The organism is Streptomyces sp. NBC_01233, assembly GCF_035989305.1.
Lineage (GTDB): Bacteria > Actinomycetota > Actinomycetes > Streptomycetales > Streptomycetaceae > Streptomyces.
In genome coordinates this window covers 8,364,003-8,379,293 of the sequence record NZ_CP108514.1, presented here as the reverse complement: position 1 = coordinate 8,379,293, position 15,291 = coordinate 8,364,003, and the positions used below count along the sequence as shown (strand labels likewise).

At 72.8% G+C, this 15,291-nt stretch carries 13 protein-coding genes and 1 pseudogene; 8 read left to right on the top strand and 6 right to left on the bottom strand.

What is annotated here, in order from left to right; all coding sequences use genetic code 11:
• Nucleotides 1–181: 181 nt before the first annotated feature.
• The 3 genes from OG332_RS39085 to OG332_RS39075 are packed head-to-tail and all read right to left on the bottom strand — an operon-like array spanning nt 182 to nt 2,772.
• Nucleotides 182–610, bottom strand: coding sequence for a universal stress protein (locus OG332_RS39085; RefSeq protein ID WP_327417881.1), 429 nt, complete (start codon nt 608–610; stop codon nt 182–184).
• 9 nt (nt 611–619) lie between these two features.
• Nucleotides 620–2,128: an APC family permease gene (locus tag OG332_RS39080; RefSeq protein ID WP_327417880.1), complete on the bottom strand. Its 1,509-nt coding sequence runs from the start codon at nt 2,126–2,128 to the stop codon at nt 620–622.
• Between the two features lie 50 nt (nt 2,129–2,178).
• Entirely contained in the window at nt 2,179–2,772 is a 594-nt protein-coding gene (locus tag OG332_RS39075; protein ID WP_327417879.1) for a histidine phosphatase family protein, read from the bottom strand.
• Between the two features lie 70 nt (nt 2,773–2,842).
• Between OG332_RS39075 and OG332_RS39070 the strand changes: the two genes are divergently transcribed.
• The 6 genes and pseudogenes from OG332_RS39070 to OG332_RS39045 all read left to right on the top strand — a co-directional run bounded on the left by OG332_RS39070 (nt 2,843) and on the right by OG332_RS39045 (nt 7,846).
• Nucleotides 2,843–3,613 (top strand): YoaK family protein, encoded by a 771-nt coding sequence (locus OG332_RS39070; protein ID WP_327417878.1) that lies wholly within the window; start codon nt 2,843–2,845, stop codon nt 3,611–3,613.
• A 25-nt stretch (nt 3,614–3,638) separates the two neighbouring features.
• Entirely contained in the window at nt 3,639–4,118 is a 480-nt protein-coding gene (locus OG332_RS39065) for an Lrp/AsnC family transcriptional regulator (RefSeq protein ID WP_327417877.1), read from the top strand.
• Between the two features lie 45 nt (nt 4,119–4,163).
• Nucleotides 4,164–4,841, top strand: coding sequence for an HAD family hydrolase (locus tag OG332_RS39060; protein WP_327417876.1), 678 nt, complete (start codon nt 4,164–4,166; stop codon nt 4,839–4,841).
• Between the two features lie 119 nt (nt 4,842–4,960).
• Complete coding sequence (locus tag OG332_RS39055; protein ID WP_327417875.1) at nt 4,961–6,337, top strand: cytochrome P450; 1,377 nt, start codon at nt 4,961–4,963, stop codon at nt 6,335–6,337.
• Nucleotides 6,338–6,414: 77 nt separating this feature from the next.
• Nucleotides 6,415–6,697, top strand: a pseudogene (locus tag OG332_RS39050) (alkanesulfonate monooxygenase); the annotation flags it as partial.
• A 57-nt stretch (nt 6,698–6,754) separates the two neighbouring features.
• Entirely contained in the window at nt 6,755–7,846 is a 1,092-nt protein-coding gene (locus tag OG332_RS39045) for an FAD-dependent oxidoreductase (RefSeq protein ID WP_327417874.1), read from the top strand.
• Nucleotides 7,847–7,861: 15 nt separating this feature from the next.
• Here the strand turns inward: OG332_RS39045 and OG332_RS39040 are convergent, their stop codons facing one another.
• The 3 genes from OG332_RS39040 to OG332_RS39030 all read right to left on the bottom strand — a co-directional run bounded on the left by OG332_RS39040 (nt 7,862) and on the right by OG332_RS39030 (nt 11,647).
• Nucleotides 7,862–8,764, bottom strand: a complete 903-nt coding sequence (locus tag OG332_RS39040; protein ID WP_327417873.1) for a hypothetical protein — start codon at nt 8,762–8,764, stop codon at nt 7,862–7,864.
• A gap of 93 nt (nt 8,765–8,857) precedes the next feature.
• Complete coding sequence (gene mltG / locus OG332_RS39035) at nt 8,858–9,721, bottom strand: endolytic transglycosylase MltG (protein ID WP_327417872.1); 864 nt, start codon at nt 9,719–9,721, stop codon at nt 8,858–8,860.
• A gap of 63 nt (nt 9,722–9,784) precedes the next feature.
• Nucleotides 9,785–11,647 carry an ABC transporter ATP-binding protein gene (locus tag OG332_RS39030; RefSeq protein ID WP_327417871.1) on the bottom strand — a complete coding sequence of 621 codons (1,863 nt, stop codon included), beginning with the start codon at nt 11,645–11,647 and terminating at the stop codon, nt 9,785–9,787.
• 145 nt (nt 11,648–11,792) lie between these two features.
• Here OG332_RS39030 and OG332_RS39025 point away from each other — a divergent pair, with 145 nt between their 5' ends.
• Nucleotides 11,793–12,245 carry a MarR family winged helix-turn-helix transcriptional regulator gene (locus OG332_RS39025; RefSeq protein ID WP_327417870.1) on the top strand — a complete coding sequence of 151 codons (453 nt, stop codon included), beginning with the start codon at nt 11,793–11,795 and terminating at the stop codon, nt 12,243–12,245.
• Between the two features lie 40 nt (nt 12,246–12,285).
• Nucleotides 12,286–15,222, top strand: a complete 2,937-nt coding sequence (locus OG332_RS39020; protein ID WP_327417869.1) for an FAD-binding and (Fe-S)-binding domain-containing protein — start codon at nt 12,286–12,288, stop codon at nt 15,220–15,222.
• Nucleotides 15,223–15,291: the final 69 nt, after the last annotated feature.

The window sequence follows — 15,291 nt, the reverse complement described above, 5'->3', positions numbered from 1 at the left end:
TTGCCGTCCGGCGCTGCGCGGCGCCGCAAGTACATGGATACACCACAGATAAGCATCCGCAGGGGCAATGGCTCAAGCGGGCCCCTGAGTACTGGACCATTGGCCCAGATACCGGCGGGGATTGTCGGCCGTCAGGAGGCCAACGGACCGGCTTTTCCGGGCGGCGGGGCGCCGCCCGCGGTCACTGCGCCGGGCCGCCTTCCGTCGGCACGCACAGGACGGGCACCGGTGACAGGTGCAGGAGCTTGTGCGGGGTGGAGCCGAGCAGGGCGCCGCGGATCGGGCTGTCGCCCCAGCTACCGACGATGATGACGCGGGCGTGGTGGCGTTCGGCGGCGTCCAGCAGGGCCTGGGCCGGCTTCTCGTCGACCACTTCGACCGTCGAGGGCACTCCGGCGGCGTCGGCCTCCTCGACGGCGTGGGCGAGGGCGCTGCGGCCCGCCTGGCGGACGGCCTCCCGGTGGGCGCGGTACTCCTCGCCGGTGGCTCCCGGGGCGGCCGCTCCGTAGACGAGGACGAGGGGCTCGCCGAAGGCGGTGGCCACCTCCAGCGCGACGTGCAGGGCCCGTTCGGCGCCGGGCGACTCGTCGTATCCGAGGACCACGGACATCGGGACTCCTCAGCGCTTCCCGGTGTGGACGAGGGCCGGGTCGACCACGCCCCGCCGCTCCTGCCAGAACCTGCCGTCCCGTACCCGCCAGAAGCACATGACGAGCACACCGACGACGGCGATCGCGATGCCGATGACCAGCGGCGGGCCGAGTCCGAACCAGGAGACGCCGCTGGCCGAGTTCTCCGGGTCGGACATGTCGCCGATCGACTCCACCAGGAGCCAGATCAGCAGGGCGGCGCCGACCACCGGGCCGACTCCGATGAGCAGGAGGTTGTGCACGCTCTCGCGCAGGTGGCGGCGGTAGTAGACGGCGCAGGCCAGGCCGGTGAGCGCGTAGTAGAAGGCGATCAGCAGGGAGAGCGCGGTGAGGGAGTCCAGGAGCGCGTTCTCGCTGATCTGGTTGACGACGAGGTACCAGCCGATGGCGATGCCGGCCACCCACCACGTGCTCACGTCCGGGGTCCGGAACCTCGGGTGGATGTGTGCCAGCGGCGGTGGCAACGCGTGCCGGCGGGCCATCGACAGCGCGGTGCGGGAGGCCGGGATGATTGTGGTCTGCGTGGAGGCGAGCGCGGAGGTGCAGACGGCGAGGAGCACCACCCAGTCCCAGCCGCCCATGACCTCGTGGGCGAGCACGGCGAAGATGGCCTCCTCCTCGGCCGCGTTCTCGGCGAGGAAGGTGGTGCCCGCGTAGCCGACGACCGCGAAGCACACGGACAGGTAGGTGACCAGGAGGATGACCGTCGACCAGATCCCGGCCTTGCCGGGCGCGGTGGCGGAGTTCTCCACCTCCTCGGTGAGGTTGACCGCGGACTCCCAGCCCCAGTACATGAACACGCCGAGCAGCAGTCCGCCGGTGAGGGCGGCGCCGCCGGCGCCGAAGGGGTTGAGCCAGGTGATGGACGGCTCGATCTCCTCGAGGGTGCTGGTGCCGGCGTAGATCCGGTAGATGGCGACCACCGCGAAGGCCAGCAGGAAGAAGACCTGGGCGAGGATGAGGATGTCCTGGAGGTGGGCCGAGAGCTCGGTGCCGATGACGCAGATCGCGGTCATGGCCAGGATCACGGCGACGGTGAGGGACTGCCGGATCCAGGCGTTGGCGGCCCAGTCGTCGAGTCCGAAGGCCAGCAGGCCGAAATTGACGGCGACGTCCGCGAGCGAGCCGATGACCAGTACGCCCGTCATGGCGATGGCCCAGCCGCCGAGCCAGCCCGCCCAGGGGCCCATGGCCCGGGTGACCCACGAGAAGGTCGTCCCGCAGTCCTGGTCCACCTTGTTCAGGTAGTAGAAGGCGGCGGCGATGAGCAGCATCGGCACGAAGGAGGCCAGCATCACGCCCGGCGCGTAGATCCCGACCAGGGCCACGATCGGGCCGAGCACGGCGGCCAGGGAGTAGGCGGGCGAGGTGGAGTTCAGGCCGATGACGAGCGCGTCGAGGAATCCGATCGCGTTGGCCTTGAGCCCCGCTCCCCCGTCGCCCGGTTCGTGCACGAGATCCGTACCGTCCTGACCCATGTACGAATGGTCACGCACCGGGCACCGGCGCGCGAGGCGGGACGGACCGGTCAGGGGCGGACGTTCCAGCCCGCGATCACCGGAAGCCCGTGTTCGGTGGAGAGCACGCTGACGGTGCCGGTGCGCAGCACGAACAGCCGGCCCTCCGCGGGCTCCAGGCCCAGGTAGCGGGCGGTGAGGACGCGCAGGAAGTGGCCGTGGGCGACGAGCACCGCGTTGCCGCCGTCCGCGCGGAGCACGGGGGCGACCCGGGCGAGGGCGCGGTCCGCGCGGGCGCCCACCTGGGCGGCGCTCTCGCCGGGGTGCGCCGGGCCGCCGGGCGGGACGCCGTCGATCCACAGGGACCAGTCCGGGGTGGTCCGCCGGATCTCCTGGGTGGTGATGCCCTCGTAGCCGCCGTAGTCCCACTCGTACAGGTCGGGGTCGGTGACCCCGCCTGCGAGTCCGGCCAGTTCGGCCGTGGCGACGGCCCGGTGCAACGGGCTCGTCAGCACCAGGGCCGGGTGCCGGTCCTGGAAGTAGGGGGCCAGCGAGATGGCCTCCTCGGCCCCGCGCGCGTTCAGCGGAACGTCGGTGCGTCCGGTGTGCCGTCCGTCAGCGCTCCAGGATGTCTCTCCGTGCCTCACCAGCACCAGGTCGCTCACCCTTCGGACCCTATGCCTTCCGGCATGTCGGCGCGGGGGGATCCGGGCGGGCGTGTCACTGTCGGGCGTCATGGACGAAAGCCGGGCGAGCGGGGAGAGCGGGGGCCCGGCGGGTGTGCGGCGGGGCCGGCCGCGGATGCCCGCGCTGCTGATCGTACTGACGGTGGTGACGGGGCTGATCGAAGCGGTGAGCCTGCTCGCGCTCGGGCCGGTGTTCACGGCGATGCAGACCGGCAACGTGCTGTTCCTGTCCTTCGGCGCCGCGCGGGCGGGGAACCTGCCGGCGCTGGTATCGGCGGTGTCCCTGGCCGCATTCGCCGTCGGCGCGGTCTGCGGGGCCCACCTGGAGTCCGTGGCGGAGGGGCGCGGGCGGCGCTGGTTCGTGATCGGCCTGCTCGCCGAGTCCGGGCTGATCCTCCTCGCCGCGGCCCTGGGATGGGGTCTGGCGCCGCGCTACGGGGTTCCGACGGCCCGGCACATGGCGGTGACGGCGGCCCTGGCGCTGGCGATGGGGATGCGCAACGCCACGATCATGCGGGCGAACGTGCCCGGCGTGCCGACGACACTGGTCACCCGGTCCATGACCGCCTTCCTGGGCGGCTCCGCCATAGGTCAGGGGAACGTCTTCGGATCGGGGAGGAGCCGCTGGGAGCTGCGCGGCCTGACCGTGCTGGCGATGTTCGCCGGTGGTTTCCTCGGGGCGCTGCTGGTGCGGGCCGAGTGGACGGTGGGGTGGCTGCTGCTGCCGGCCGCCGTGACGGTGCTGGCGGTCGGCCTGGCCTACCTGGGACAGCCCTGGCTGCACACCGGGTCCGGTACCGGCCGGGAACGATCGCGTTGAACTGGGCCATTGGTACAGTCGCGGCATGGCGGTGGACGAGCTCGACACCCGAATCCTGCGTCTGCTGATCGAGCAGCCGCGCACCAGCGTCCGCGAGTACGCCCGGATCCTCGGCGTCGCGCGCGGCACCCTGCAGGCGCGGCTGGACCGGCTGGAGCGCACGGGCGTGATCACGGGGACCGGTCCGGTGCTCTCCCCCGCCGCGCTGGGCCACCCGGTGCTGGCCTTCGTCCACATCGAGGTCACCCAGGGGCATCTGGACGACGTGGGTGATGCGCTGGCAGCCGTACCGGAGATCATCGAGGCCTTCTCGATCACCGGCGGCGGGGACCTGCTGACCCGCGTGGCGGCCCGCGACAACGGGCACTTGGAGGACGTGATCCAGCAGTTGATCCAGCTCCCCGGCGTGGTCCGCACGCGGACGGAGGTGGCCCTGCGCGAGCGGGTCCCGCACCGGTTGCTGCCGCTGGTCGAATCGGTGGGGAGGAACGCCCGCAAGACCTGACAGGATGATCGAGACAGGACAGAACCGGCAGGACGGGCACAGCGGATGATTTCCGTCATATTCGATCTCGACGGCACCCTCGTGGACAGCGAGCCGAACTACTACGAATCCGGGCGCCGCACCTTGGAGCGGCACGGAGTCCCCGATTTCACGTGGGAACAGCACTCCCGTTTCATCGGCATCGGCACCCTGGAGACGCTGGAGATCCTCAAGGACCGGTACGGCATGCAGGCGCCGGTCGAGCAGCTGCTCGCCGAGCAGAACGCCGCCTACCTGGACCTGGCCCGCACCCGGACCGAGGTGTTCCCGCAGATGCGGAAGTTCGTCGAGCGGCTGTACGCCGAAGGGGTGCCGATGGCGGTCGCCTCCGGTTCCTCGCGCGAGGCGATCGACGCCGTCCTGGCGGGCACCGGGCTGGACGCGGTGCTGACCACGGTCGTCTCCGCCGAGGAGGTCGCGCACGGCAAGCCCGCTCCGGACGTGTTCCTGGAGGCGGCCCGCCGGCTGGGCGCGCGGCCCGCCGACTGCGTGGTCGTCGAGGACGCGGCGCCGGGGGCGCAGGCCGCCCACGCCGCGGGCATGGGCTGCATGGTGATCCCGTACGCGGCGGACATCGCGGACGACCCGGCCTTCGCCACGGCCGGACTCCTCTTCCCGGGCGGGCAGCCGGAGTTCACCGCGGACGCGGCGCACGACTGGCTGACGGCGCGCCGGACGGCCTGACAGCCCGACGGGCCCGACAGCCCGGCGCGGATCACCGGGCCGCGCAAACGGGGACGGGACGCGTGAACGGCGCGGTCCGGACTCTGGTGCCCTGCGGGGGCTGCTGTCACCATGCCTGCGTGACCGCGACCCTGCCCCCGGGCACCCGCAACGGCGGACCCCGCCGGTGGCCCCTGCTCGGGAACCTGCCCGCCTTCGCCCGCGATCCCCTGGCCTTCTTCGAGTCCCTGCGCGACGAGTACGGCGACTGGGTGCCCTGGGCCCTCGGCCCACAGCGCAACGTGCTGGTCTCCCGGCCCGAGCACGCCGCTGAACTGCTCGGCGCCGTCGAGTCCACCTTCAAGCCGATGGAACTGGGCTGGGCCTTCCACCAGTTGCTGGGCGACGGGGTGGTCGTCGCCACCGGGGACGACTGGCGGCGCAAGCGGGCACTGGTCCAGCCCGCCGTGCGGCCGCGCCAGGTGCGCTCGTACGCCGCCACGATGGTGGAGTGCGCGGACGCGCTGGCCGGCGGCTGGCGCGGGGGCGAACGGATCGACGTGCACCGGGAGATGGCCGGGCTCACCCAGCGGATCGCGGTGCGCACGCTGTTCGGGAGCGACGCGGCCGGCCGGGAGGCGCCCATCAGCGCGGCGATGGCCACGGCGCAGCGGGAGCTGGGCGCGGAGTTCCGGGGGCTGACGCTGTTCCTGCCGCCGTGGGTGCGCACTCCCGGGCGGCGCCGGATGCGGGAGGCGGTGGCGGTCCTCGACCGGGAGATCGAGCACGTCATTCGGGAGCACGAGACGGCCTCGGCGGCCGGCGCGGAGCGGGACGACCTGCTGAGCCGGCTGCTCGCGGCCCGCGACGAGGACGGCGGTCCGCTCTCCCGCAAGGAGCTGCGGGACGAGTCGATCACCCTCTACATCGGCGGCCACGAGACCACTTCGACCACCTTGACCTGGGCCTGGCAGCTGCTGGCGGGCGCCCCCGACGCGCGGGCCCGGCTGACGGAGGAGCTGGACCGGGTACTCGGCGGGCGCCTGCCGACGTACGACGACTACGCGCGGCTGCCGTGGACCCGCCAGGTGGTCAAGGAGGCGCTGCGGATCTATCCGCCGATCTGGCTGATCTCGGCGGTGGCCGCGGAGGGCGCGAGCATCGGCGGGCGGGCGGTGCCGGCGGGGACGGCGGTGTGGACCAGCCCCTGGTCGATGCACCGGGACGAGCGGTGGTTCCCGGACCCGGAGGCGTTCCGCCCCGAGCGGTGGGACGCGGATGCTCCGCATCCGGCGGCCGAACACGCCTGGTTCCCCTTCGGCGGAGGCCCGCGGGCCTGCCTGGGAGCGCGGTTCGCGCTGGTGGAGGCCGCGCTCGTACTGGCCGTGCTCGGACAGCGGTTCCACTTGGACAGCGGGAGCGTACGGGCCGGGGTGTTCCCGGGCCTCACCCTGCAGCCGGTCGGACCGGTCCTGGCGACGCTGCGCCGAACCGGCCCCGGCCCGGGCGGAGTCTGAGGGACACGAGCACCTGTGTCCCGATATCGGAGACGGCCGGTCCAGGTTGCCGCCTGGCAGCGGATCACCCGGGGCCGGTGAGCCGGCAGCGGATGCTCGCCCTGCACGGCGGTTCGCGGGACGAGCCGGAGATCTCGCCGAACCTCTGGGCGGGGGTCGGACTGGTCCGCGGCGGGGCGGGCACGGCGCTGGCCGCAAGCCACGGCGACGTCGCGGACCGGACCGGACCGGGTCGAGGAGTACCACGTGCCCGGGATCGAGAACGTCGTCCTGTCGGGCTATCCGCACCTGGAAGAGGCCTACCGGTTCGGCGAGGGGGTGGCCCCGGAACTGGCCGCGCGCGGGCCGTTGGCGCCGTAGGCCCGGCCTGGGGGGAAGATCCCACAACCCTCGCGAGTTAGTAGAACCGTGAACGATATGACGCGGGGTTCGAGCGGGGACAGGGACGTGGCGGTGGACGTGGTGGTCGTCGGCGCCGGGCAGGCGGGCCTGTCCAGCGCCTACCACCTGGCGCGGGCGGGGCTCGACCACGTGGTCCTGGACCACGCGCCGCGACCCGGCGGGGCCTGGCAGTACCGCTGGCCCTCGCTCACCTACGGCAGGGTCCACGGGATGCACGCCCTGCCCGGCATGGAGCTGACGGGCGCCGACCCCCTGCGACCCTCGTCCGAGGTGATCGGGGAGTACTTCGCCTCCTACGAGGACCGCTTCGACCTGCGCGTAAGGCGTCCCGTGGACGTCTCGGCCGTGCGCGAGGGGAACGACGGCCGGCTGCGCGTCGAGACCTCGGCGGGCGTCTGGTCTGCCCGGGCCCTGATCAACGCCACGGGAACCTGGGACCGCCCGTTCCTGCCGCGCTACCCGGGCCAGGAGACCTTCCGCGGCCGCCAGCTGCACACGGCGGACTATCCCGGACCGCGGGAGTTCGCCGGGGCCCGGGTGATCGTCGTGGGCGGCGGCACATCGGCGGTGCAGCACCTGCTGGAGATCCCCGACGTGGCGGCGGAGACCACCTGGGCGACCCGGCGGCCCCCGGTCTTCCGCGACGGCGGTTTCGGGGAGGCCGAGGGCCGGGCCGCGGTGGCCCTGGTGGACGAGCGTGTCCGCCGGGGACTGCCGCCGCAGAGCGTGGTCAGCGTGACCGGGCTCCCGCTGAACGAGGCCGTCCGGGCCGGTCTGGCCTCGGGGGTCCTGGACCGCCGGCCCGTCTTCGACCGGATCACCGCCACGGGCGCCGTCTGGGCGGACGGGAGCCGCGTGGACGCGGACGTCATCCTGTGGGCCACCGGGTTCCGCGCGGCCGTCGACCACCTGGCCCCGCTGCACCTGCGCGAGCCGGGCGGCGGCATCCGGGTCGAGGGCACCAGGGCCGTGCGCGACGAGCGGATCCACCTGGTCGGCTACGGCCCGTCGGCGTCGACCATCGGCGCCAACCGCGCGGGCGGCGCCGCGGTCCGCGAGATCCGCCGGCTTCTGACCCGCGAGCGGGTCGGCTCGCCCGCGGCCTGACCCGGCCTCCGGGCCTCAGCCGGCCGGGGCGGGATCGATGGGGAACTCCCGGTCCGGCGGGTCCGCCGCGCCGGCCTCCGGGGTCGCGTACACGTAGCCCGTGCCGTTGCGCACGCGCAGGACGGGCTCGGTCCAGTTCTCGGTGTGGTCCGGGACGAAGACGCGCGTGGTGTGCCGCTCCGCGTCGTGGACCAGGAGCGAGACGATGGCGTAGAGCTGGGCGCCGATGTGGCCGAGCCCCTGCTGAGGATGGTCGTCCGGACCCTCTACGCGGATGACGAAGAAGCGTTCCTCCACCCAGAGGCCGCCCTTGTCCAGCCCCTCGCCCTCCCCCACACGCACTCCGTCCACCCACAGCCGCGCCTCGCTCGGACCGTCGCGGAACAGGAGCACCGAGCGGTGGCGGTCGCCGGCGGTGAAGGTCACGTCGATCTCGTGCCGGGTCCAGCAGTCGATGAAACCGTTGCACGCCCCGGGCACCCCTCCGTGGCGGTAACTGGCGATCCTTCCGCCCGGCGGCACGACGGGATCCAGACTGCAGGTCTCGGCGAAGCGACAGGCCCGCTCGACATCCCGGTTGCAGCCGAGCCCCATCGCCGCGACGTCGCGCGGCGCCGCCTTCGACAGCAACTCGGCCAGCCGTTCCACGTACCGGCGCTCTCCGACCAGAGCGGTCAGATCGGCTTCGTCGAACCACCAGTGCAGCAGGTCGACCCCTGCGGGGGAACGGGCCAGCCACTGCTGCCACTCGGCCCCGCTGCGGCCCCACCGTTCGGCCACCCGCTCGCGCGCTGCCCGCCCGGCGGCAGCGGCTGCCTCAGCGGCCGCGTCCACCGGCGGCGCAGGGCCCGTCGCCGCGTCGAGGGACCCACTCTTCGGCGCCCCCGCCTCGGCCTCGGCTCCGGCATTCGCCCCCACTGTCGCTTTCCATGGCCACTTCACGGCTCGCCCCCTCGGTGCACGCGTCCGGCAGGCGGCCGATCGTAGGTCCGATCCCGGGTCCGGTGCCCCTCATTTCCCGGCGGAAGCCCCCTGACCTGCGCGGGAGCCCGCGTGGGCGCGGATCCGGTTGAACTCGGCCACATGCTTCTTGTGTTCGTCGTACGTAGCCGAGAAGCGGGTGTCGCCCGGCTTCACGGTGACGAAGTACAGCCAGTCTCCGGGCGTCGGCGCGACCGCGGCCGCCATGGCCTCCAGCCCCGGGCTGTCGATCGGGGTGGGCGGCAGGCCCTGGCGTTCGTACGTGTTGAAGGGGCTGTCGATGCGGGTCTCGCTCAGCTTGGTGTCCACGGTGCTGCGGTTCAGCGCGTAGTTGATGGTGGAATCCATCTGCAGCGGCATCGACTTCGCCAGCCGGTTGTGCACCACGCGGGCGACCTTGCCCATGTCGGCACGGGTCTCGGCCTCCGCCTCGATGATGCTGGCCATCGTGGCCGTCTGATAGGGGGTCATCCCGTGGGCCTTGGCACCGTCGGCCACCGCCTTGGTGGCGAGCTTCTCGTTCGCCGTGCGCACCATGTACGCGAGGAGCGCGGCCGGCGTGGTCTTCGAGGTCACCGGGTACGTCGCCGGGAAGAGGTACCCCTCCGGGTTGCCCTTGGCCTCCGCGGGCAGGGCCAGTGCGGCGGTGGTCACCGCCGACTTCGCGGATCCGGGCGGGAGCTTCAGTTCGCGGTCCACCGCGGCGTACACCTGCGACGCGCGCCAGCCCTCGGGGATCACCAACCGGCGCGGTTTCTCCGGCTCTTCCCCACCCCGCAGTATCGGGATCAAGACTGCCGCACCGATGGCGAGCAGCATGCCGAGGAAGAGCGCCAGTCGGCCCCGGCGGGTGAGCCGGGATCGGCGCCGCGGCGGCCGGTACTCATGACTCATGCGGGAACGCTAACCCGCAAACTGTCACTTTTTCGACATCCAGCCCGTGTGCCGGTCATACGGTCACACATTCACCGGAGCCAATTGGGCTTCCCCGGGCGGCTCGGGCGCCAGCGCGGCGTCCCGGTCCCGGCGGACCAGCGCCGCGTACCGGCCGTCCGCCTTCAGGAGCTCCTCGTGCGTACCCCGCTCGGCAATGCGGCCCGCGTCCAGCACCACGATCTGGTCGGCGTCGCGGACGGTGGAGAGCCGGTGCGCGATGGTGATGGTGGTCCGGCCGGCCGAGAGGTTGTCGATGGCCTGCTGGACGGCGTGCTCGGTTCGGGTGTCCAGGGCACTGGTGGCCTCGTCGAGGATCAGCACCGGCGGGTCCCGCAGGATGGTGCGGGCGATGGCCAGCCGCTGCTTCTCACCTCCGGAGAACCGGTATCCGCGCTCGCCGACCAGGGTGTCGTACCCGTCGGGCAGGGACGCGATGTGGTCGTGGATCTGCGCCGCGCGGGCCGCCTCGATGATCTCCTCGTCGGTGGCGTCCGGCTTGGCGAAGCGCAGGTTGTCCGCGACCGAGGCGTGGAAGAGGTAGGTCTCCTGGGAGACCACGCCTATGGAACGGGCCAGCGAGTCGAAGTCGAGGTCGCGCACGTCCACCCCGTCGAGGGCGACCCGCCCGCCGGTCACGTCGTAGAGCCGGGGCACCAGGTAGCTGAGCGTGCTCTTGCCGGAGCCGGTCGGTCCGACCACGGCGAGGGAGCCGCCGGCCGGGACCGTGATGTCGATCCCGGTGAGAGTCGGTCCGTTCTTGGCGTCGTACGCGAAGTGCACGTCCTCCAGCGCGACCTCGCCCTTGGCCCGGTCGAGGCGCACCGGGTCGGCGCGCTCGGTGATGTCCACCGGCAGGTCGAGGTACTCGAAGATGCGGGCGAACAGGGCGAGCGAGGTCTGTATCTGCACACCGGTCGACAGCAGGCTCACGGCGGGCCGGAACAGGCCCTGCTGGAGGGTGACGAAGGCGACGAGGGTGCCGACGGAGAGCGAGGGGGCGCCCGTCTGGAGGGCCAGGCCGGCGGCCCAGTAGATGAGGGCGGGCATCGCGGCCATGACGATGCCGATCGTGGACATCCGCCAGCGGCCGGCCATGCTCGAACGCACTTCGAGTCCGACGAGCTTCTCGGACTCCTCGGCGAAGGCGGAGGTCAGCGACTCGGAGCGGCCCATGGTGCGGCCGAGCAGGATGCCGCTCACCGAGAGCGACTCGGTGACCGTCGCGGCCATGGCGGCCATCTGCTTCTGCCGCTTCGTGGTGATCCGCTTGCGCTCGCGTCCGACCCGGCGGCTGATCCACACGAAGACGGGGAGCAGGAGCAGCGAGACGAGGGTGAGCCGCCAGTCGAGCGCGAGCATCGCGACGACGGAGGCTATGACGGCCGTCAGGTTCGAGACGAGCGAGGTCGCGGTGGAGGTGACGGTGGCCTGCATGCCGCCGATGTCATTGGCGATGCGGGACTGCACCTCACCGGTGCGCGTGCGGGTGAAGAAGGCCAGCGGCATCCGCTGGAGCTGCCCGTAGACGGCGGTGCGCAGGTCGTGCATGACGCGCTGGCCGACGGTGGTGGAGATCAGCGTCTGGAGCACGCCGAAGACGCTGGTGACGACGGCGGTGAGGATCATGCCGAGCGCGAGCAGGCTGAGCAGACCGGTGCGACCCTGCGGGATCGCGACGTCGAGGATCTCCCGGAGCATGAACGGCGAGGCGACGCCGACCAGCGAGGAGGCGCCGACGAGCAGGCCGACGACGGCGAGCCGGCCGCGGTAGGGCCGGAAGAGCGCCACGATGCGGCGCAGCTCCCGCGGCTGCTCCGCCGGGGCGGGGCGGGCGGGGTCGAGGGGGTCTTTCGATGGGATCCACTTCGGTTCGTCGTGAGGCATGGGCACCCTCTCGGGGGTCAGGAGTCCGGGGTCTGGGGTCTGGGCCTGGTCTTCGCGGAGTCCCCTTCGGCAAGGTCGGGGCCATTGGAGCATAGGTCATTGTTACCTATGCTCACAATGAACGGCATCCTGATATTGTTCCCGCATGAGCTCCGCCTCCGACAGCGATCGACTCCTCGCCGAACAGCTCCTGCGCCTGACGCGCAGGCTCCACCGGATCCAGAAGCGGCACATGGTGCCGCTCGGGATCACTCCCGCCCAGAGTCGACTGCTGCGCCTCGTCTCGCACTACGAGGGCGAGCAGCCGCCCCGGATGGCGGACCTCGCCGCGCGCCTGGAAGTCGTCCCGCGCGCCGTGACCACCCTCGTCGACGGCCTGGAGGCGGCCGAGTGCGTGCGCCGCGCGCCCGACCCCGCCAACCGGCGCGTCATCCGGATCGAGCTCACCGACACCGGCCGCGCCACGCTGCGCCGTCTGCGCAACGCGCGAACGGACGCGGCAGAGGAGATCCTGGCTCCATTGACCGCCGACCAGCGCGAGGTGCTCGGCGGCCTGCTGAACGCCCTGTCGGACGCGCCGGCGGAGCGCACCTGCTGAGTAGGCCACACGTGGGCCGCCGTGAGGCGAGGGGTCGCACATGCCGCTGCTGGAACCGAAGCCGGGGGCCTTGCGCCCGCGCAGCATCAGCGGCCCCTCGCCCGACCGGGTCCCCGTGCACCGGGCCGCCGGCACCCCGGAGCCGCTGCGCAGCGAGCTGACCGAGCTGCTGGGCGCCGAGAAGGTGCTGTGGAAGGTGTCCGACCTGGTCCGCTACGCCTCCGACGCCTCCCCCTACCGGTTCGTGCCCCAGGTCGTCGTGATCGCCGAGGACATCGACGACGTCTCCGCAGTGCTCTCGTACGCCCACGGCCGCCGGCGCGAGGTCGTCTTCCGCGCCGCCGGGACCTCGCTCAACGGCCAGGCCCAGGGCGAGGACATCCTGGTCGACGTACGCCGCCACTGGGCCGGGATCGAGGTGCTGGAGGAGGGCCGGCGGGCCCGGATCCGGCCCGGCACCACCGTGATGCGGGCCAATGCCGCCCTCGCCCGGCACGGCCGGATCCTCGGCCCCGACCCGGCCAGCGCCCTCGCCTGCACCCTCGGCGGGGTCGTCGCCAACAACGCCTCCGGCATGACCGCGGGCACCACCCGGAACTCGTACCGCACGCTCTCCTCCCTCACCTTCGTCCTGCCCGGCGGCACCGTCGTGGACACCGCCGACCCGCTGGCCGACGAGGAGCTGGCGCGCGCCGAACCGGCCCTGTGCCACGGGCTGATGGAGATCAAGAAGGAGATCGGGGCCGACCCGGCGCTGGTCGCCCGGATCCGCGCCAAGTACGAGATCAAGAACACCACCGGCTACCGCCTCGACGCCTATCTCGACGGCAACACCCCCGTCGAGATCCTGCGGGGCCTGATGGTCGGCTCGGAGGGCACCCTCGGCTTCATCTCCGAGGTCGTCTTCGACACCCTCCCCCTCGACCGCGAGGTCTGCTCGGCCCTGCTGTTCTTCCCCTCGCTGCCCGCAGCGGCCGCGGCCGTGCCCGTCTTCAACGAGGCGGGCGCCATCGCCGTGGAGCTGATGGACGGCAACACCCTGCGCGCCTCGGTCAGCGTCAAGGGCGTTCCCGCCGACTGGGCGGACCTGCCCCGGGACACGACCGCCCTGCTCGTGGAGTTCCGGGCCCCCGACGAGGCCGGCCGGGACGCCTGCGCACGCCGGGCCGCGCGGGCCCTCGACGGACTCGACCTGATCGCCCCGGTGGCCTCGGTCACCAATGCCTTCACCAGCGACCCGAAGACCGTGGGCGGCTACTGGACGGCCCGCAAGGCCTTCGTCACCGCCGTCGGCGGAGCCCGCGCCCCCGGCACCACCCTGATCACCGAGGACTTCGCGGTACCGCCCTCCAGGCTGGCCGAAGCCTGCGAGGCGCTCCTCGAACTCCAGGCGCGGCACGGCTTCGACGCGGCCGTCGCCGGGCACGCCGCCCACGGCAACCTGCACTTCCTGCTCGCCTTCGACGCCGCTGACCCGGCCGACGTCGAGCGGTACGGGGCCTTCATGGAGGCCTTCTGCCGGCTGACCGTGGAGCGCTTCGACGGCTCCCTGAAGGCCGAGCACTCCACCGGCCGCAACATGGCCCCCTTCCTCGAACTGGAATGGGGCCCCAGGGCAGCCGGGCTGATGTGGCGCACCAAGCGGGTCGTCGATCCGGCCGGGGTGCTCGCCCCGCGCATCCTCCTCGACCGCGACCCGCGGGCCCATCTGCGCGGCCTGAAGACCATTCCGCAGGTGGAGACGGTGGCCGACCCCTGCATCGAGTGCGGCTTCTGCGAACCGACCTGCCCCAGCGAGGACCTGACGACCACTCCGCGCCAGCGGATCGTGCTGCGCCGCGAGATGATGCGCCAGCAGCCCGGCTCCCCCGTGCTGGACGGGCTGCTCGGCGCCTACGGCTACGACGCGGTGGACAGCTGCGCGGGCGACTCCACCTGCAGGCTGGCCTGCCCGGTCGGCATCGACACCGGGGCGCTGATGAGGGACTTCCGCCACCGCCGGCACAGCGCGCGCGAGGAGGCCGCCGCCGCGCTGGCCGCTCGGCGGTTCCGGACCGTCGAGGCCACCGCCCGGCTGGCGGTGGCCGCGGCCGACCGCGTCACCCATCGGGTCGGGGACCGGCTGCTCGAGGCGGTCACGGGGGCCGCGCGCAGGGCCGTACGGCCGGACCTGCTGCCGCAGTGGCTGGCGCAGATCCCCGGCGCGGCCGCGCGGAGCCTGCCCGCGACCCGGCGGGTGGGCGCCTCGGCGGTGTACTACCCGGCCTGCGTCAACCGGATCTTCGGCGGACCCGAGGGCCGTCCCGGACCCTCCCTGCCGGAGGCCGTGGTGGCCGTGTCGGAGCGCGCCGGCAAGCCGGTCTGGATCCCCCGCGACGTGAAGGGAACCTGCTGCGCGACCATCTGGCACTCCAAGGGCTACGACGCCGGCAACCGGTTGATGGCCAACCGGATCGTCGAGGCGGCCTGGGGCTGGACGGCCGGCGGGCGGCTGCCGCTCGTCGTCGACGCCTCCTCGTGCACCCTGGGGATCGCGCACGAGGTGCTCCCGTACCTGACGGAGGACAATCGGGCGCTGCACGCGGAGCTGCGGATCGTCGACTCGATCGTGTGGGCCGCGGAGGAGCTGCTGCCGCACTTGGAGGTGCGGCGCACGGTGGGCTCGGTCGTGCTCCATCCCACCTGCTCGATGCGGCACTTGGGCGACGAGGCGCAGCTGCTGGCAGTGGCCGGGGCCTGTGCCGAGGAGGTGGTGGTCCCCGACGACGCGGGCTGCTGCGCCTTCGCGGGCGACCGGGGCATGCTGCACCCGGAGTTGACGGCCTCGGCCACGGCGCGCGAGGCGGCGGAGGTGACGGCGCGGGCCTTCGACGCGCACCTGTCGGCGAACCGGATGTGCGAGGTGGGCATGGACCGGGCGACCGAGCGAAGCTACTATTCGGCGCTGCTCGAACTGGAGCACGCCACCCGCCCGTGAGCGCCGGTGTGCGCGGCCCCTCTGAACAGGCGCGAAGCCGTGCACCGGGGCCGCAGACCTCGTGGCGGA